General features: G+C 60.9%; 13 protein-coding genes and 1 tRNA gene. 13 read left to right on the forward strand and 1 reads right to left on the reverse strand.

Annotated features, from left to right (window positions below; translation table 11 throughout):
* Positions 1-57 precede the first annotated feature (57 nt).
* Positions 58-2,133, forward strand: coding sequence for a M13 family metallopeptidase (locus tag SJI03_RS06270; RefSeq protein ID WP_322426578.1), 2,076 nt, complete (start codon positions 58-60; stop codon positions 2,131-2,133).
* A gap of 185 nt (positions 2,134-2,318) precedes the next feature.
* Positions 2,319-4,394 carry a M13 family metallopeptidase gene (locus SJI03_RS06275; RefSeq protein WP_322426579.1) on the forward strand — a complete coding sequence of 692 codons (2,076 nt, stop codon included), beginning with the start codon at positions 2,319-2,321 and terminating at the stop codon, positions 4,392-4,394.
* A 133-nt stretch (positions 4,395-4,527) separates the two neighbouring features.
* Here SJI03_RS06275 and SJI03_RS06280 read toward each other — a convergent pair whose 3' ends face one another.
* Positions 4,528-5,088, reverse strand: coding sequence for a c-type cytochrome (locus tag SJI03_RS06280; RefSeq protein WP_046681924.1), 561 nt, complete (start codon positions 5,086-5,088; stop codon positions 4,528-4,530).
* Between the two features lie 199 nt (positions 5,089-5,287).
* On the opposite strand from SJI03_RS06280, the gene SJI03_RS06285 reads away from it, so the two are divergent.
* From SJI03_RS06285 to SJI03_RS06335, 11 genes are all read left to right on the forward strand, one after another.
* Positions 5,288-5,363, forward strand: a tRNA-Arg gene (locus tag SJI03_RS06285).
* Between the two features lie 464 nt (positions 5,364-5,827).
* The gene (locus tag SJI03_RS06290) at positions 5,828-8,485 is read left to right on the forward strand and encodes a TonB-dependent receptor (protein WP_322426580.1); all 2,658 of its coding nucleotides are present in this window, start codon (positions 5,828-5,830) and stop codon (positions 8,483-8,485) included.
* Between the two features lie 189 nt (positions 8,486-8,674).
* The gene (locus tag SJI03_RS06295; protein ID WP_099377790.1) at positions 8,675-10,027 is read left to right on the forward strand and encodes an MFS transporter; all 1,353 of its coding nucleotides are present in this window, start codon (positions 8,675-8,677) and stop codon (positions 10,025-10,027) included.
* A 24-nt stretch (positions 10,028-10,051) separates the two neighbouring features.
* On the forward strand, positions 10,052-10,999 hold the full coding sequence (locus SJI03_RS06300) for a glycoside hydrolase family 43 protein (RefSeq protein ID WP_322426581.1): 948 nt from the start codon (positions 10,052-10,054) through the stop codon (positions 10,997-10,999).
* 17 nt (positions 11,000-11,016) lie between these two features.
* Complete coding sequence (locus SJI03_RS06305) at positions 11,017-12,087, forward strand: aldose epimerase family protein (RefSeq protein ID WP_322426582.1); 1,071 nt, start codon at positions 11,017-11,019, stop codon at positions 12,085-12,087.
* Between the two features lie 195 nt (positions 12,088-12,282).
* A complete protein-coding gene (locus SJI03_RS06310; protein ID WP_035823649.1) occupies positions 12,283-14,025 on the forward strand; it encodes an IlvD/Edd family dehydratase in 1,743 nt (580 codons plus the stop codon).
* Positions 14,026-14,037: 12 nt separating this feature from the next.
* Positions 14,038-15,030, forward strand: coding sequence for an AraD1 family protein (araD1, locus tag SJI03_RS06315; RefSeq protein ID WP_322426583.1), 993 nt, complete (start codon positions 14,038-14,040; stop codon positions 15,028-15,030).
* Positions 15,027-16,604 carry an aldehyde dehydrogenase (NADP(+)) gene (locus SJI03_RS06320; protein WP_322426584.1) on the forward strand — a complete coding sequence of 526 codons (1,578 nt, stop codon included), beginning with the start codon at positions 15,027-15,029 and terminating at the stop codon, positions 16,602-16,604. The genes araD1 and SJI03_RS06320 overlap by 4 nt, the downstream gene beginning before the upstream one ends.
* Positions 16,605-16,638: 34 nt before the next feature.
* Entirely contained in the window at positions 16,639-17,406 is a 768-nt protein-coding gene (locus tag SJI03_RS06325) for an SDR family oxidoreductase (RefSeq protein ID WP_322426585.1), read from the forward strand.
* 155 nt (positions 17,407-17,561) lie between these two features.
* Entirely contained in the window at positions 17,562-19,109 is a 1,548-nt protein-coding gene (locus SJI03_RS06330) for an alpha-N-arabinofuranosidase (protein ID WP_322426586.1), read from the forward strand.
* Positions 19,110-19,174: 65 nt separating this feature from the next.
* Positions 19,175-20,200: an arabinan endo-1,5-alpha-L-arabinosidase gene (locus SJI03_RS06335; protein WP_322426588.1), complete on the forward strand. Its 1,026-nt coding sequence runs from the start codon at positions 19,175-19,177 to the stop codon at positions 20,198-20,200.
* Positions 20,201-20,206 lie beyond the last annotated feature (6 nt).

Genomic DNA, 20,206 nt, shown 5'->3' on the forward strand with positions numbered 1-20,206 from the left:
GCTATCCGCCCGCAGCTATCCGCCCGGTCTCTTTGACATGCCCCATAAGGACAATCCGTGAATCGCTATCTCTTAAGCAGTCTGACCCTGACCCTGTTGGCTGCGTTTGCCCATGCCGCCGAACCCGCATCCGCCGTGGCCGCCCCGACCGTGGCGCCCAGCGTCGCGCCTGCCGCCGCTGGCGTCGTTTCCGGCATCGATGTGCAGTACATCGACCCTGCCGTGCGCGTGCAAGACGACTTCTTCACCCATTTGAATGGCAAGTGGCTGGCCACGGCCGAGATTCCTGCCGACAAGTCGAGCTGGGGTTCGTTCGCCAAGCTGCGCGATGACACCACGCCGCAATTGCGCGGCATCATCGTCGCCACGCAACAGGACAAAAACAAGAAGGCCGGTTCCGAAGCGCAGAAAATCAGCGACCTGTACGCCAGCTACATGGATGAAGCCAGGCTCGAAGCGCTGGGCACGAAGCCGCTGGCCGGCGAACTGAACCGCATCCGCTCGCTGCGCGACAAGAAGGGCGTACCGGCCCTGATCGCCCACCTGAGCCAGACGGGCGTGTCGACCCCGTACGCCGTCTATGTGGGCCAGGATGCCCGCGCCTCGACGAAATATGCGGCGTACGTGAGCCAGAGCGGCCTGGGCATGCCAGACCGCGATTACTACCTGGAAGCCAAGCAGGCTGGCGTCAAGGAGAAATACCAGGCGCACGTGGAAAAGATGCTGGCCATGGCCGGCGACAAGAACGCCGCTGCCCGCGCCAAGGCTGTTGTTGCGCTGGAAACGGCCCTGGCCGAAGTGCAATGGACCAAGGTCGAGAACCGCGATCCCGTGAAACGCTATAACAAGACCGACATCAACAAGCTGAACGACCTCACTCCCGGTTACGACCTGAAGTCCGGCCTGGCCGCCCTGGGCATCGTCAACAAGGTTGATTACGTCATCGTCAACCAGCCGAGCTACCTGGCCGGCTACAACAAGGTGCTGGCCTCAAGCGACCTGGACACCCTGAAAGCGTATTTCGAATGGCAGTTGCTGCGCAGCTATGCCAGCTACCTGTCGAAAAACTTCGTCGACGAAAGCTTTGCCTTCTACGGCACGGTGCTCAGCGGCGTGACGGAAAACCAGCCGCGCTGGAAGCGTGGCGTGGGCGCCGTCGAAGGCGTGCTGGGCGAAGCCGTCGGCAAACTGTATGTCGCGCAATATTTCCCTGCGGAGCGCAAGGCGCACATGCAGGAATTGGTGAAAAACGTGCTGGCCGCCTACAAGGACAGCATCGACACCCTGGACTGGATGAGCCCGGAAACCAAGAAGGAAGCGCAAGCCAAGCTGGCCAAGTTCACGCCGAAGATCGCGTATCCGAACAAATGGCGCGATTACACGAAGCTGCAGATCGTCCAGGGCGACCTGGTAGGTAACATGATGCGCGCCGCCAACTTCGGTTCCGCGCGCCAGGTGGCCAAGCTGGGCAAACCGATCGACCGCGAAGAGTGGGGCATGACGCCGCAAACGGTGAACGCCTATTACAGCTCGACGATGAATGAAATCGTCTTCCCCGCGTCCATCCTGCAACCGCCATTCTTTGACGCCAACGCGGACGACGCCGTCAACTATGGCGCCATCGGCGCCGTTATCGGCCATGAAATCAGCCACGGTTTCGATGACAAGGGCAGCCAGTCCGATGGCGACGGCAACTTGCGCGACTGGTGGACCCCGGCCGACCGCAAGAATTTCGCGGCCAAGGCCGACGCGCTGACTAAGCAATACGATGGCTACAGCCCATTGCCTGGCTACCACGTCAACGGCGCCCTGACCCTGGGCGAAAACATCGCCGACAACTCGGGCGTGGCGATCGCCTATAAAGCCTATAAAATCTCGCTGGGCGGCAAGCCGGCGCCCGTGCTCGATGGCTTGACGGGCGACCAGCGCTTCTACATGGGCTTTGGCCAGGTGTGGCGCAGCAAGATGCGCGAAGCGCAGCAAATCGTGCAGATCAAGACCGATCCGCATTCGCCGGGCCAGTACCGCGCCAACGGCACCATGGTCAACCAGCCAGGTTTTTATGAAGCGTTTGGCGTGAAACCGGGCGACAAGATGTATGTCGCTCCGGAAAACCGCGTCATCATCTGGTAATCACGTGCACGTCGTAGAAAACGTACTACTGTAACAACAGAAAAGACCACCTCGCGTGGTCTTTTTTGCATTCTGGCCAAAGTTTTTTCTGTCGTTTCGGCCGGTATGCTACAGTCAAAAACCGGGCCAGAAGCCTTGGGCCTTCTGACCCTTATATTCCACACAATATAATATAGAGGACAACCGTGAATCGTTATTTGTTAAGTGCATTGACCCTGAGTTTGCTGGCCGGCGTGTCCGGCATGGCTGGCGCCGCTGATTCTGCGAAGAAAGCTGCTGCCGCTCCCGCCACGGCTGTCGCCGCCGCGGCGCTGACGTCCGGCATCGCCGTCGAATACGTCGACCCTGCCGTGCGCGCGCAGGACGATTTGTTCCAGCACCTGAATGGCAAATGGCTGGCGGAAACCGTCATTCCAGCCGACAAGTCGAGCTGGGGCAGCTTTGCCAAGCTGGCCGACGATACGCAAACGCAGCTGCGCGGCATCGTTGAAGGCGCTGCCGCCGACAAGGCCCGCGCGGCCGGTTCGAATGCGCAGAAAATCGGTGATTTTTATAACAGTTTCATGAACGAAGCCAAGCTGGAAAGCCTGGGCCTGACCCCTTTGAACGCGGAGCTGGCGAAGATCGCCGCGCTGCAGGACAAGGCGGAATTGCCGGCCGTCATCGCGCACTTCAGCAAGCTGGGCGTGACCTCGCCTTACGACTTCGCCATCCACCAGGACGCCAAGGATTCCACCAAATACGTGGCCGACATCGTGCAAAGCGGCCTGGGCTTGCCTGACCGCGATTACTACCTGGAAGCAGGCAAGGCCGACACGCGCGCCAAGTACCTGGCCCACGTGGAAAAAATGCTCAGTTTGGCAGGTGATGCGAACGCGGCCGCCAATGCCAAGGCCATCCTGGCGCTGGAAACGGAACTGGCCAAGGCGCAATGGAGCAATGTGCAGAATCGTGATCCCGTCAAGACCTACAATAAGGTGGAACTGGCGAAACTGGCCGCCGTGGCGCCAGGCTACGACTGGGCCCGCTACCTGAAGGATACGGGCATTGCCGGCAAGGTCAATTACGTGATCGTCAGCCAGCCCAGCTACCTGAAAGGCTTTGCCGAGATCGCCAACAAGACGCCGCTGGAAACGTGGAAAGCATACTTCCAATGGCACTTGCTGCACGCTAACGCAGGCTACCTGCCAAAAGCGTATGTCGATGAAAACTTCGCCTTCTATGGCACCACCCTGACGGGCGTGACGGAAATGCGTCCGCGCTGGAAACGCGGCGTGGGCGCCGTCGAAGGCGCGCTGGGCGAAGCCGTGGGCCAGCTGTACGTGGAACAATATTTCCCGGCCGAGCGCAAGGTGCGCATGGAAGCGCTGGTGAAAAACCTGATGACGGCGTACAAGCAAAGCATCGACAAGCTCGACTGGATGAGCCCTGTCACCAAGAAACAGGCGCAAATCAAGCTGGCCAAGTTCACCACCAAGATCGGCTATCCGAACAAATGGCGTGATTACTCGGGCCTGACGGTGGCGTCGGACGATTTGATCGGCAACATCCAGCGTTCACACCTGCTCAACTACAACCGCGAATTGAACAAGCTGGGCCAGCCCATCGACCGCGACGAGTGGGGCATGACGCCGCAGACCGTGAACGCCTACTACAACCCGGAAATGAACGAAATCGTCTTCCCGGCCGCCATCCTGCAAGCGCCGTTCTTTGACGCCAGCGCGGACGACGCCGTCAACTACGGCGCCATCGGCGGCGTGATCGGCCATGAAATCAGCCATGGCTTCGACGACCAGGGCGCCCAGTACGACGGCGACGGCAACCTGCGCGACTGGTGGACCAAGGCAGACCATAAAAACTTCGCCAAGAAAACCAAGCAGCTGGTGGCGCAGTACAACAGCTTCAGCCCCGTCAAGGACCACTTCGTCAACGGCGAGCTGACCCTGGGCGAAAACATCGCCGACAATTCCGGCGTGGCGATCGCGTACAAAGCGTATAAATTGTCGCTGAACGGCAAGAAAGCCCCCGTCATTGACGGTTTCACGGGCGAGCAGCGTTTTTATGCTGGCTTTGCCCAGGTATGGCGCATGAAGATGCGCGAAGCGCAGCAACTGGTCTTGCTGAAAACAGATCCGCACTCGCCAGGCCAGTTCCGCGCCAACGGCACCATGCGCAACCAGCCCGGCTTCTATCAAGCCTTTGACGTGAAACCGGGCGACAAGATGTATCTGCCACCAAAAGACCGCGTCATCATGTGGTAAGACGCTTGTCCCAGGCATAAGTTGCCAGCCGCCCCGCGCAAGCCGGGCGGCTTTTTTACGTCGTTTGATCTGGCGCAAATTGCGGGTAAAAAAAAACCGCCCATCCGGGCGGTTCCTTGATACTGCACGTTGCTTACTTGGCAGGTTCTGCGGCAGGAGCAGCGCCATCCGCGGCAGCGGCCGGTGCCGGCACTTCCGGTTCCTTGAATTTGCCGCCCGACGCGTTGGCGATGTAGACGACGGCGCGCGCTACTTCCACATCGTCGAGGTCGGGATTGCCGCCCTTGGCAGGCATCGCGCGCAAGCCTTCGATGGCGTGTTTCAGGACCGTATCGTAGCCCTGGGCCAGACGGGCCGACCAGCTGCCCGCGTCGCCAAATTTCGGCGCACCGGCCACGCCGGCGCCATGGCACGCCACGCAGGTCGCCGTGTACACGGCTTCGCCGCTTTGCAGCACTTTCGGACCGCTGGCATCCTTGAAGGTAAAGCCGGCATTGGCCACCGGGCTCAAGCGCTCGGCAATGGCTTCCGGCGACTGGCTGTCCGTGCCGGCGCCCGTCAGTTTTTGCGCCGTGACGAACTGCACCAGCAGGATGATGCCGATGACGGTGATGAGGAAGAAGCCAGCTACGGCGGCAAGCAATTGTTTAGGCGTTTTGATCGCTGATTGTTGTTCGTTATGTGCGTCGCTCATGATGTCCTTAGTCCAGATTTGAAACTGATGGCCGTGTAAGGTAGCATTTTTACATGCTTGTATGTAAACCTTTATGAAACCCACAATTATAGGCACAAAAATTGAGCAGCGACATGCAATTGCCAGCGATACGACAGTTTCCGTAGACGTAGGTAAAGAAAAACGGTATCCTTCGCATTACTTCAGAAATTCCCCCTACGCGGCTGTAGCTCAGTGGATAGAGTATTGGCCTCCGAAGCCAAGGGTCGTGGGTTCGATCCCCGCCAGCCGCACCAGACAAATCAAGACTCCCGTTTTATCCAGCCAGCATTGTCATGCGGCTGCATGCCATGTTCTCCATAGTGATTTGAACAAACCCGACAGGGTTTGTCACGCTGTGAGTCACTTGTCTGCGCTGTTCTTTGGCATGCGCGGCGCGCCAATCCAATATCTCAACACCTTCGATCGAGAAAGATGCTTGCAGCGGCACGTGTCCGTTTCTGCTCGTCATGGGCACCGTGCGCCAGCTCATGTCGATACTGGCACTTTTTTATGCACCCTCTTCTGAAAAATACCCCTGACGCCCCTGCCGTTGTCGCTTTACAACCTCTCAAGTCCCTCAGCCGCCGATATCAAAATTGATATCGAAACAGTGGAAAAATTGATTGGAGAGATTATCTCCCAGCCCCTAAGATAAACGCCGAGCATGCGAACGACATGCAAGCGACATAAAAAATATCAATACAATATCTGGAGATTCATGATGCGCAACGCCACCGGCCCGCTCGCGGCCACTTCCCCTCGTCCATTCACATTGAAGGCAGCCGTTGCGGCACTGGCCGGTATTGGCTTGCTGAGCACGGCATCGGTCTGGGCGCAGGAGGCGGTGGCGGCGGACGCCAGTGCCGAGCCGGCTGCGGAAGTGTCGGTCGTGACCGTCAGCGGCGTGCGCCGCTCGGCGCAGAATTCGCAGCAGATCAAGATGCGCTCGGACCAGGTCATCGATTCCATCGTGGCCGACGACATCGGCAAATTCCCTGATAACAATGTAGCCGAAACCCTGGCGCGCATTTCCGGCATCCAGATCCGCCGCGATTCGGGCGAGGCCAGCGCCGTCATGATCCGCGGCTTGCGCGATGTCACGACCCTGCTCAATGGCCGCGAACTGTTCACCACCACGGGCCGCTACGTCAACCTGGCCGACATTCCCGCCACCATGCTGCAGCGCGTGGACGTGTACAAGTCGCAGGGCGCGGACCAGGTCGAAGGCGGCGTGGCCGGCATCATCGACGTGCGCACCAACCGTCCGTTCGACTTCAAGGATTTCACGGCCAGCGTGAATACGCGCGCCGTCTACAGCGACAAATCGAAAGCCACGGACCCGAACATCAGCGGCATGGTGGCTAACCGCTGGAAGACGGGCATCGGCGAAGTGGGTGCGCTGTTGGGCTTGTCGCAGCAGCAGCACCGTTACCACGAAGAGCGCGCATTCAATACGGCGCCTGTGGATAAAAGTTTCCTGTTGCCCGGTTTGACGGGGCCGGATCAGGTGGGCTTGTTGCCGATCAAGGGCGACCGCCGCCGCACGACCGCCAATGCCGTGCTGCAATGGCGCCCGAACGCCGACGTCGAACTGTACGCGGAAGGCATGGCCACGCGCTTCCTGCTCGATGCCGAGTCCGATTACTTTGTCGGCTTGCCATGGTGGGGCACGCCCGTGTCGGCCACAAAGATTCCCGGCACCGACCAGTTGCAAACGCTCACTTCCACCAACGTCAACACCATCATGTCAACGCAGGCGAACAAGAACCAGACGAAGACGCATCAATTTGCCGTGGGTGGCTTGTGGGATATCAACCCGGAATGGCGTTTCACGTCGGAAGTGGCCAGCACCAAAAGCACCTATGCCTGGCGCAACCCGATTCTCGATGCCATCACCGTCGTGCCGAATGCCCGCATCAATACCAACCAGAACGGCACCTTGCACGTCGACTACACGGGCATCGATTTGCAAGACCCGTCGAATTACTATTTGAAGGGCTTTTTCGACCGTTACGGCCGGGATCAGGGCAGCTCGAACGACGTGCGCGCCGATCTGGCGTACACGCCGGGTGCCGGCGGTATCTTCAAGGAAATCAGCGTCGGCCTGCGCGGCGTGAAGCGCGAGGCCGAATCGATCAAGAGTTTCGAGGGCAATGCGGAAGCACCGGACGTTTCCGGTGCCGCGTTTCCGTTCAGCCGCCAGAGCGTGACGTCGATTCCCGGCCTCAATTGCCTGTCGGAACCGATGTCCAGTGGCGGCCCCGACTATGGTTTGAAGCAGTGGTACACGCCGTGCGCCAGCTTCCTGCTCAATAACACGGGCACGATCCGCGAAGCCGTCACGGGCAGCAGCGCGGCGCGCGCCATGGACCCGGGCTCGTTTTTCAAGGATACGGAAAAGACGTATTCCATCTATACCAAGGCGAAAATCGCCTTCAAGCTGGCCGAATATCCCGTCGACGGCACCCTGGGCGTGCGCGTCGTGCGCACCGAGCAAAGCTTGCAAGGCAACAGTTCGCAAGATGGCGTCTACACGCCTGTCATCAGCGACACGGCCAGCACCGATGTGCTGCCGAGCGTGGCCCTGAAAATCAAGCTGCGCGGCGACCTGGTCGGCCGCTTCGCTGCGGGCCGCACCATCAGCCGCCCCGGCTTTTCCCAGCTGAACCCGGGCGTGGCCCTCGTCAACTCGACGGAAACGGTGAAAGCGACAGGCGCGGGCGGCAATCCGAACTTGAAACCGGTCACGGGCGACAATGTCGACGCCGCGCTGGAATGGTATTTCGCGCCAGGCGGTTCCGTCACGGCCACCGTCTTCCACCACAAGTTCGACGGCTATATCCAGCAACGCATTTCCAGCGAAACCATCGCCGGCAAGACCTACGACGTGGACCGCCCGTACAACACGGCGGCCGGCAAGTTGCAGGGCCTGGAAATTGGCTACCAGCAGTTTTATGACGGCTTGCCGGGCTTGTTGAGCGGCCTGGGCTTGCAAGCGAACGGCACCTACATGAGCGGTACCACGGACGACGAGACGGGCAGCCATGCCATCACTGGCGTATCGCGCTATGCCTACAACCTGGTGCTGCTGTACGAAAAAGATGCGTGGTCGGGTCGCCTGGCCTACAACTGGCGCTCGAAATTCATCGACAGCTACAACCAGGGCGGCCCCGGCCTGGACCTGAAAGTGGCGGCCACAGCCCAGCTCGACGGATCGCTGTCGTACAAAATCAACGACCAGTTCACCGTGACCCTCGATGGTAATAACTTGCTCGACACCAAGTTCAAGGATTACTGGAACACGCCGGGCGTGTATGCGCGCGATACGCGCCGCTATGACCGGACAGTCGGTTTATCCCTGCGCTGGAAAATGTAAAGCGTCCATGGCTGCGTTGCATTGCCTCGCCGTACTCCTCGTACTGTCTTCGGCAACGCGCCTTGCCCTGAACGTTTTACATGAGTGAAAAAAGCAGTATCCAAGGGCGTTGCCATGGTTTCGGCCGGCAACGCCCCTGTCAGTTGGGCAGTCACGCACGATTCATCATAAAAAGAATGGACGGAAAGCATGGAGACGCAAAAATTATCTACCGTTGAAAAGGTCGGCTTCGGCGCCGGCGACATGGCGCTCAATGTCGTCATTTCGTCGATGATGCTGATCATCACCTTTTTCTATACCGATATCTATGGCTTGAAAACCACCGACCTGGCCCTGCTGTTTGTGGCCGTGAAAGTCATCGGCGCCATCGCCGATCTGGTCATGGGCCAGATCACCGACCGCTACAGCTTTGCCTCGGGCCGCTACCGGCCGTATCTGCTGTGGCTGGCCGTGCCGTATGGCGTCAGCGTCTTCTTTGTCTTCAGCACGCCCGAGTGGCAGTATGACGCCAAGCTGATCTGGGCATATTCGACGTATATTTTGATGACCATCATGACGGCCGGCGTGGGCATCCCCTACATTTCCCTGATCAGCGGCCTGACCAGCGACCCGCAGGACCGCCTGTCGGCCAACGGCTACCGCTTGTTCTTCGCCAAGATCGGCGCCTTCATGGTGACCATCGTCGTACCCATCCTGTCGCAGCGCTGGGGCGGCGGCAATCCGGCCGTCGGCTACCAGGCAGCCATGGCCGTAATGGCCGTCATGGGCGTTGCCCTGTTCCTGTTCTGCTATTTCTCCACCACCGAGAGGGTCGTGCACGTGGTGGAAAAGCAATCGCTGCTCGATCAATTGAAAGTGCTGCTGCAAAACGACCAATGGCTGGTGCTGTGCGGCGTGTGCGTCACGGGCACCATCGGCTATGTCGTACGCGGCTCCGTCGCCATTTATTACGCGAAATACTATCTGGGCGGCAGCACGGAAACTGTCGCCGCCTTTTTGACCACGGGCGTGGTGGCCGCCATCCTGGCCATGATCGCCTCGACCTGGATCACCAAGTTTTATTGCAAGGTAAAACTGTTCCGCTACACGCAGATCGGCGTCGCGCTGATCAGCCTGGCGATCTATTTCCTGGTAAAACCGAGCGATACCGTGCTGGCCTTCGCCCTGTATTTCCTGCTCTCCTTCGTGGTGGACTTGCATGCGCCCGTATTCTGGTCGGCCATCGCGGAAACCATTGATTATGGTCAAGTGAAAACGGGCAAGCGCGTCTCCGGCTTCGCCTTTGGCGGCATTTCCGTGTGCCAGAAGGCGGGCATGGCGGTGGCGGGCGGCCTGGTGGGCGTGCTGCTCGCGTATTTCGACTACCAGCCCAACCATGAGCAAACGCAATTCGCCCTGAACGGCATCGCCCTGATGCTGTCGATCATCCCCGGCTTCTTTCACTTGCTGATGGGCTTGTTGATGTTCAAATACCGCATCAGCGATACGTACTACAGCGGCGTCAAGTCGGAAATGCACAAGCGCGGCTACGTGGCCGCGTAAGAATAATTGAATGGAGTAAACAACATGGCAGACGTCTTGAAACCGCTGATCGAACAGCGCGCCGACCCGCATATCTACCGCCACAGCGACGGCTACTATTACTTTACGGCGTCCGTGCCCCAGTACGACCGTATCGAACTGCGCCGCGCCGACAGTATCGCCGGCCTGGCCGACGCGCAAACGGTCGACGTGTGGCACAAGCCGGAAACGGGGCCGTACAGCGAGCTGGTGTGGGCGCCCGAGCTGCACTTCAACCAGGGCGCCTGGTATGTGTATTTCGCCGCCGCGCCGAGCCGCGAGATCAAACATAAACTGTTCCAGCACCGCATGTATGCGATCCGCAATACGCATGCGAATCCGCTCGAAGGCGCGTGGGAATTCATGGGCCAGATCGACACGGGCATCGACACCTTCTGCCTGGACGCCACCACGTTCGAGCACGACGGCGTGCTGTACTACCTGTGGGCGCAGAAAGACGTGGCCATCGAGGGCAATTCGAACCTGTACATCGCGCCGATGGCCACGCCGTGGCAGCTGGCTGGCCCGCCCGTGATGCTGAGCAAGCCGGAGTTTGACTGGGAAATCCGCGGCTTCTGGGTCAACGAGGGGCCGTCCGTGCTGAAGCGCAACGGCAAGATCTTCATCAGCTACTCGGCCAGCGCCACCGATGAAAACTACGCGATGGGTCTGCTGTGGGCCGACGAGTCCGCCGACTTGCTCGACCCGTTTTCGTGGAGCAAGTCGCCCGAGCCCGTGTTTGCCACCTGCTATGAGCACGGCATCTACGGCCCCGGCCACAACAGCTTTACGACGGCCGACGACGGCAACGGCGTTTTGCTGGTGTACCATGCCCGCACCTACACGGAAATCGTCGGCGACCCGCTGTGGAACCCGGACCGCCACACCTTTGTCAAACCGCTGCGCTGGGATGCGCAAGGCATGCCCGTGTTCGGCCGCTCATCGACCCTGTAAAACCTGGACCTGACGCCATGACCCCAGTTGATTCTGTTTCAGTGACGCAAGCGCCGTTCGGCACCCTGCCTGATGGCCAGCCCGTCAGCGTATTTACCCTGACGAACCGCCAGGGCATGCAAGTCAGGGTGCTCGACTTTGGCGCCATCATCAGCGAAATCCACGTGCCGGACCGCGACGGCACTTTTGCCGACGTAGTGCTCGGTTTCGAGCGCATCGAACCGTATCTGGCCAACGGCGCTTTTCTCGGCGCCGTCATCGGCCGCTACGGCAACCGCATCGCCGAGGGACGTTTCAGCCTCGATGGCAAGGATTACCAGCTTGCCGTCAATAACGCGCCGAATCACTTGCACGGCGGCAACCAGGGCTTTCACCAGGTCATGTGGCAGGCCAAGCCGTTCACCCGGGGTGATGTCGTTGGCGTCACGTTCACGCGCAGCAGCCCGCACGGCGAAGACGGCTACCCTGGCAAGCTGGACGTTACCGTCGTGTACGAACTGGACAACGACAACGCGCTGAGCCTGCGCTACCATGCCGTCACGGATCAGGCCACGCCGATCAACCTGACCAACCACAGCTATTTCAATTTGGCGGGGCAGGGCACTATCCTTGGCCATGAGCTGTCCATCAACGCGGACCGCTACCTGCCCGTGGACGCGGGGTCGATACCCACGGGCGAACTGGCGGACGTGTCCGGCACACCGTTCGACTTGCGCCAGAGCACCATTATCGGCGACAGCATAGCCCTGCCGCATGAGCAGCTGCGCATCGGCCGCGGCTACGACCATAACTTTGTGCTCAATAAACAGGCAGATCACGGGCTGAACCTGGCCGCCACCGTGCGCGATCCGCAATCGGGCAGGGTGATGCAGGTGTACACACAGGAGCCCGGTGTCCAGTTTTATTCGGGCAATTTCCTCGACGGCAGGCAGCCCGGCAAGCTGCGCGCCAACAGCTACCGCAGCGCGCTTTGCCTGGAGACCCAGCATTTCCCGGATGCGCCGAACCAGTCCCACTTTCCGAACACCATCTTGCGTCCGGGTAAGGAATATCGGACGCAAACCGTGTACCGCTTTTCCGCCGAGTAAGCTCTCTGCCAAAACAGCCCACGCCCTGCCGCCACGCGCCCGCAGGGCGTTTTCATTGGGACCTGCTGATACCGTTTTCGATATCGGAACGCATTAAAAATTGATTGGAAAGGCATGGCAGGATTCTTTAGTATTCCAACATCGCTGCCCGGGCCGACGACCTTAGATCCGGCATGGCACAACCAGGAGAATGGCATGTCTGAGACAAAAAAGAAGGTAGCCCTGCGCTCGGCCGAGTGGTTCGGCTCGCAGGACAAGAATGGCTTCATGTACCGAAGCTGGATGAAAAACCAGGGCATACCTGACCACGAATTTCATGGCAAGCCCATCATCGGCATCTGCAATACCTGGTCCGAACTGACCCCCTGCAACGCGCATTTCCGCCAACTGGCCGAGCACGTCAAGCGCGGCATCCTGGAAGCGGGCGGTTTCCCCGTGGAATTCCCCGTCTTCTCGAATGGCGAATCGAATTTGCGCCCGACGGCCATGCTGACGCGCAACCTGGCGTCGATGGATGTGGAAGAATCGATCCGCGGCAATCCGATGGACGCCGTCGTGCTGCTGGTCGGCTGCGACAAGACCACGCCAGCGCTGCTGATGGGCGCTGCCAGCGTCGATATCCCGACCATCGTCGTCAGCGGCGGTCCCATGCTGAACGGCAAGCTGAACGGCAAGGACATCGGTTCCGGCACCGCCGTGTGGCAGTTGCACGAGCAGATGAAGGCCGGTTCCATCACCTTGCACCAGTTCATGTCGGCCGAATCGGGCATGTCGCGCTCGGCCGGTACCTGCAACACCATGGGCACGGCTTCGACCATGGCCAGCATGGCCGAAGCGCTGGGCACCTCGCTGCCGCACAACGCGGCTATTCCCGCCGTCGATTCGCGCCGCTACGTGCTGGCGCACATGTCGGGCATCCGCATCGTCGAAATGGTGCATGAAGACCTGCGCCTGTCGAAAGTGCTGACGCGCGAAGCATTTGAAAACGCCATCAAGGTCAACGCCGCCATCGGTGGCTCGACCAACGCCGTGATCCACCTGAAAGCCATTGCCGGCCGCATCGGCGTGCCCCTGGAGCTGGAAGACTGGACCAAGGTAGGCCGCGGCACGCCGACCATCGTCGACCTGCTGCCGTCGGGTCGTTTCCTGATGGAAGAGTTTTACTACGCGGGCGGCTTGCCGGCCGTGATACGCCGCCTGGGCGAGGGCGACTTGCTGCCGCACAAGAATGCGCTGACCGTCAACGGCAAGTCGCTGTGGGACAACTGCGTCGAGGCGCCGATCTACAACGACGAGGTGGTACGTACGCTGGACAACCCGCTGCTGGCCGATGGCGGCATTTGCGTGCTGCGCGGCAACTTGGCCCCACGCGGCGCCGTCTTGAAACCGTCGGCCGCCTCGCCGCATCTGATGCAGCACCGCGGCAAGGCTGTCGTGTTCGAAGACTTTGAACATTACAAGGCCCGCATCGTTGATCCGGATCTCGATGTGGACGCGAACTCCGTGCTGGTGATGAAGAATTGCGGCCCGAAAGGCTATCCCGGCATGGCCGAAGTGGGCAACATGGGCTTGCCGCCGAAACTGCTGGCGCAAGGCATTACCGACATGGTGCGCATCTCGGATGCGCGCATGAGCGGCACGGCCTACGGCACCGTCGTCCTGCACGTGGCGCCGGAAGCCATGGCCGGCGGCCCGCTGGGCATTGTGCGCGACGGCGACATGATCGCCCTCGATTGCCACAACGGCAGCCTGAACATCGACATCAGCGATGCGGAAATCGCCGAGCGTCTGGCGAAGCGCGAACTGGGCAGCGCGCCCGGACCGAAGAGCGGCTACCAGCAGCTGTACATCGAACACGTGTTGCAGGCCGACGAAGGCTGCGATTTCGACTTCCTGGTCGGCAATCGCGGTTCCGCCGTGCCGCGCCACTCACATTAAGCGGAGAGAATCATGCTGTTGCTGCAATTTACGAATGAACATGGCGGGCGCCTCGTCGGCCTGCTGCAAGACGACCAGATCCGCGTCATCGAAGGCTACAACACGACCTATGCGCTGGCGCAAGACGCCATCCGCAAGAAGGTCAACCTGGCGGAGCTGGTGAACGCTACCGTTGGCAACGCCACGCACTTGTATGCGGACGTGGCCGCCAGCGGCCGCCTGCTGGCGCCGCTCGACCACGCCGATGAAGCGCACTGCTACGTGACGGGCACGGGCCTGACCCACCTGGGCAGCGCCGGCGCGCGCGATGCCATGCACAAGAAGATCGGCGGCGACGCGGAATCCTTGAGCGACTCCATGAAAATGTTCCGCCTGGGCGTGGAAGGCGGCAAGCCGGCTGACGGCACGGCCGGTGCCCAGCCCGAATGGTTCTATAAAGGCGACGGCTCCATCGTGCGCGCTGGCGGCCAGCCGCTGCGCATGCCGGACTTTGCCCTCGATGGCGGCGAAGAGCCGGAAATCGCCGGCCTGTACGTGATCGGCGACGACGGCCAGCCATATCGCGTCGGCTACGCCATCGGCAATGAATTCTCGGACCACATTACGGAACGTCAGAACTATCTGTACCTGGCCCACTCGAAGCTGCGCGCCTGCAGCGTGGGTCCGGCCATGCTGGTGGGCGAATTGCCCGCGCATATCGCCGGTGCCTCGCGCGTGCTCGATGCGGCAGGCAATGTGCGCTGGGAAAAGGCGTTTGTCAGCGGCGAAGAGAATATGTCGCACACGATTGCCAACCTGGAACATCATCACTTCAAGTATCCGCTGTTCAAGCGCCCTGGCGACGTGCACGTGCACTTCTTCGGCACGGCAACGTTAAGCTTTGCCGATGGCGTGAGCGTGGCGCCGGGCGAAACCTTTGAAATCGAAGCGCCGGCCTTTGGCCCTGCCTTGCGCAACCGCCTCGACGTCTTCCCAACCGAATTTGCGAAAGTGAGCACATTATGAGTTTCAATATCACCGGTGATGCATTGATCGGCGGCGTCGCCGTCAAGGGCAATGGCGGCTCCTTCGAAGCGTGGGATCCGGCCGCGCGCGCCCACATCGCGCCTGCCTTCCACATGGTTGACGTAGCGCAAATCGACGCAGCTTGCCGCCTGGCGCAGGCCGCGTTCGACCCTTTCCGTGCCACCACGGATGCGGAACGCGCCGATTTCCTCGATACCATCGCCGCGCAAATCGGCGAACTGGGCGACGACTTGATCGTGCGCGCCATGACGGAAAGCGGTTTGCCGCGCGCGCGCCTGGAAGGCGAACGTGGCCGCACGGTGGGGCAATTGAAATTGTTCGCCGGCTTGCTGCGCGAAGGATCGTGGACGGATGCGCGCATCGACAGCCCGCTGCCGGAACGTACGCCGCCGCGTCCTGACTTGCGCTTGCGCATGATCGGCCTGGGCCCCGTCGCCGTGTTTGCTGCCAGTAACTTCCCGCTGGCCTTCTCGGTGGCTGGCGGCGATACGGCCTCGGCCCTTGCTGCCGGCTGCCCTGTCGTCCTGAAAGCCCACTCGGCCCACCCTGGCACGTCGGAACTGGTGGCGCGCGCCATCGTCAAAGCGATTGCCATCTGCAAGCTGCCGGCCGGCGTGTTCGCCTTGCTGACGGGCACGGGCAATGGCATCGGCCAGGCGTTGGTGGCCCATCCAGCCATCCAGGCTGTCGGCTTTACGGGGTCGCGTTCGGGCGGCATCGCCCTGATGAAGGTGGCGGCGGAACGTGCGCAGCCGATCCCCGTGTATGCGGAAATGAGCAGCATCAACCCCGTGTTTGTGCTGCCACAAGCCCTGGCCGCCCGTGGCGCGGCGATCGCCAGCGGTTTTGCCGCTTCGCTGACGATGGGCGTGGGCCAGTTCTGCACCAATCCCGGCCTCGTGCTGGGCTTGGCCGGCGCCGACTTCACGGCCTTTGCCGCCGCTGCCGCCGACGCGCTGGTACCTGCGCCGGCCGCCACCATGTTGACGGCCGGCATAGCCAGCAGCTATGCCAAGGGCGTTGCCGCCCTGGCGCAGCACGCCGACGTGACGCCGCTGGTGCAAAACACGGGCGACGAAGGCAAGGGCGCCGCGGCCCTGTTCGTCACTTCGGGCGAGGCCTTCCTGGCCAAGCACGATCTGCGCGACGAAGTCTTCGGTCCGGCCTCCTTGCTGGTTGCTTGCCGCGACATGCAACAGTTGCTGGAGATTACGGAAAGCCTGGAAGGCCAGCTGACGGCCACCCTGCAGATGGATACCGGCGACCTGGAAGACGCGCGCCGCCTGCTGCCCGTGCTGGAACGCCGCGTGGGCCGCATCCTGGCCAACGGTTTCCCGACGGGCGTGGAAGTGTCGACGGCCATGGTGCACGGCGGCCCGTTCCCGGCCACGTCGGACGGCCGCAGCACGTCGGTGGGCACGGCGGCCATCAACCGCTTCCTGCGCCCCGTGTCGTACCAGAACCTGCTGCAGGACTTGCTGCCGGAGTCGCTGCGCGACGATAATCCGCTGGGGATCTGGCGCCGTCACGATGGCGTGCTGGGCAAACTTTAATCATCAAAAATAAAAATACACAGGCGGAGACAAGATGAAGCAATTGGCGAAATATGGCAGCTTGCAGGGCAAGCGCGTGTTCATCACGGGCGGCGGCAGCGGCATCGGCGAATCCCTGGTGGCGGAGTTTGCCGCCCAGGGCGCGCTGGTGGCGTTTGTCGATATCGCTGTGGAAGCGAGCGAGGCCCTGTGCCGCCGCCTGGCCGAAGCGGGTCTGGCGGCGCCACTGTTCCGCCATTGCGACATCACGGATATTCCCTCCTTGCAAGCCGTCATGGCCGAACTGGCGGAGACGCTGGGCGACTTCGATATCCTCGTCAACAATGCCGCCAACGACCAGCGCCACCAGGCGCAGGATGTCACGCTGGAATACTGGAACGAGCGCATTGCGATCAACCAGCGCCCGATGTTCTTCACGTGCCAGGCCGTCTTCGAGGGCATGAAGCGTAAGGGCGGCGGTTCCATTATCAATGTCAGCTCGATTTCCTGGCACATGAAGTCGGGCGGCTACCCCGTGTATGCCACCACCAAGGCGGCCGTCGTGGGCCTCACGCGGGGCCTGGCGCGCGATTATGGCGCCCACAATATCCGCGTCAACACGGTCACACCGGGCTGGGTCATGACGCAGCGCCAGATCGACCTGTGGGTCGACGACGCGGCGGAAGTGGAAATCAAGAAAAGCCAATGCTTGCCAAGCAAGCTGATGCCACAGGACATCGCCGCCATGGTGCTGTTCCTCGCCTCGGACGATGGTGCTATGTGTTCCTCCCAGGAATTCATTGTGGATGCTGGCTGGATCTAAGCCTTAGCGCATTGTTCAATCCGCGCCGGGACTGACCGGCACCTCCGATCTAGAAATACCCTCTTGCCGCCCCAACCCCGCGGCAGGAGAGGCATCGCCATTCCATCGCCGGGTTGATCCCGGCCCTTGCTTTTCACTCAAAAACAGGAGACAGCATGAAACTCATCCATACCAGCATCGTGGCCCTCAGCCTTGCCATGGCCGGCAGCGCCTTTGCCGCGCCCGTCAACGTCACCATCGACGTGGCCAAGCCCGGTTCCGTGATCAACAAGAACGTGTACGGCCAGTTCGCCGAACACCTGGGCACCGGTATCTATGAAGGCATGTGGGTGGGGCCGGAGTCCAGCATTCCGAACACCAAAGGCTGGCGCAATGACGTGCTGGGCGCGCTGAAACAGTTGCACGTGCCCTTGGTCCGCTGGCCGGGCGGCTGCTTTGCCGATGAATACCACTGGAAGGATGGCATCGGCGCGCGCGCCCAGCGTCCGACCAAGGTCAACACCAACTGGGGTGGCGTGGAAGAATCGAACGCCGTCGGCACGCACGAATTCTTCGACCTGGCCGAGCTGCTGGGCGCGCAAACCTATATCAACGGCAACCTCGGGTCCGGCACGCCGCAGGAAATGTCCGAATGGCTCGAATACATGACCTCGGACAGCAAATCGACCCTGGCCGAGCTGCGCCGCAAGAATGGCCGCGCCCAGCCGTATAAAGTCGATTACTTTGGCATCGGCAATGAAGCCTGGGGTTGCGGCGGCAATATGCGCCCGCAGTATTACGCCGACCTGTACAAGCACTATCACACCTTCATGAAGACGCCGGAAAGCGCGCGCCCGAAATTCATCGCCAGCGGCGGCAATGACGACGACATCAGCTGGTCCAGCACCCTGAGCCGCGAAATCAAGCCGAACATGATGGACGCCATCAGTTTCCACTACTACACGGTACCGACCGGCGTCTGGGAAAAGAAGGGCGCCGCCACAGGCTTTGGCGAAAATGAGTGGATTTCCACCCTGAGCCGCACCCTGCGCATCGATAGTTTGATCAAGAACAATATCGCCGCCATCGACAAGAACGATCCCTCGAAAAAGACGGGCTTGTACGTCGATGAATGGGGCACCTGGTACGACGTCGAGCCGGGCACCAACACGGGTTTCCTGTTCCAGCAAAACAGCTTGCGCGATGCGCTCGTCGCCGCCCTGAACTTCAATATTTTCCACGCCCACGCGGACCGTGTGCGCATGACGAATATCGCGCAAATGGTCAACGTGCTGCAGGCGATGATCATTACGGACAAGGACAAATATTTCCTCACGCCTACGTATCACGCGTTTGAAATGTACGTGCCGTTCCAGGATGCCACCTCGCTGCCGGTCGCCATCAGTGGCAATGGCAAATACAGCCTGGGCAAGGTCAGCATTCCGGAAGTGAGCGCCTCGGCCGCGCGCGCCAAGGATGGCAAGGTGTACTTGTCGCTGGTCAATACGAACCCGCACAAGGCCGTCGACGTGAGCGTGGCGCTGGCGGGCAAGCAAGTGGCCAGCGTGACAGGTCGCGTGCTGACTGCTGGCAAGATGGATGCCGTCAACAGCTTTGCGCAACCGCAAGCCGTGCAGCCGGTGGCGTTTAATGCCAAGGCGCAAGGCGGCAAGCTGACCGTGTCGGTGCCCGCCAAGGCCGTGGTGGTGGTGGCGGTCGAATAAACCTGCCGATTTTGATATATCCAGCCGGCCCGCATGACGGGCCGGCTGGTCATGTGGAGAACACGATGCGATTTTCGATAATGATGGCCTTGGTGGCCATGCTTGCCTTCAGCCCCGTCCAGGCCGCCCAGGTCAGCGTGCACGACCCCGTGATGGCCAAGGAAGGCGACACGTATTATTTGTACAGCACGGGTCCCGGCATCACCTTTTACAGTTCGAAAAACATGGTCGACTGGCAGCCGGAAGGGCGCGTCTTCGCGGGCCAGCCGACCTGGGCAAAAACAGCTGCTCCCAGCTTTGACGACCATATCTGGGCGCCCGACGTGCAATTTCACGACGGTAAATATTACCTGTACTACTCGGTATCCGGCTTCGGCAAGAACACGTCCGGCATCGGCGTGACCGTCAACACGACCTTGAACCCCCGCTCGCCCGATTACCGCTGGGTCGACCAGGGCATGCTGCTGCAATCCGTGCCCGAGCGCGACGAGTGGAACGCCATCGACTCGAACATCATCACCGATGCCAAGGGCACGCCATGGATGTCGTTCGGCTCGTTCTGGAATGGCATCAAGCTGGTGAAACTCAACAAAGACTGGACCCGCATTGCGGAACCGCAAGAGTGGCATTCCCTCGCACGCCGCGTGCCGCTGCCGCCAAGGGCAGGCGAATTCAAGCCAGCGCCCGAGGAAATCGAGGCGCCGTTCATCTTCCAGCACGGCAACGATTACTTCCTCTTTGTGTCCTGGGGCTTGTGCTGCCAGAAGGAAAAAAGCACCTATCACCTGGCCGTGGGCCGCTCCAGGAGCGTGACGGGACCGTACCTGGACAAGGATGGCCGCGACATGGCGCAGGGCGGCGGCACGGTGCTGCTGCAGGGCGACAAGGATTGGAAGGGCCTGGGCCACAACAGCGCCTACACGTTTGACGGCAAGGATTACCTGGTGCTGCACGCGTATGAGACGGCGGACAATTATTTGCAGAAGCTCAAGATCCTGCCCATAACGTGGGACAAGGAGGGCTGGCCGCAGGTCGATGCGCGCGACTTGAACCGCTATCAAAGCCGCCAATTGCCGGCTGCCCAACCCTAAGGGCGC

Source organism: Janthinobacterium sp. GMG1, from assembly GCF_034427795.1.
Taxonomy (GTDB): Bacteria; Pseudomonadota; Gammaproteobacteria; order Burkholderiales; family Burkholderiaceae_D; genus Janthinobacterium.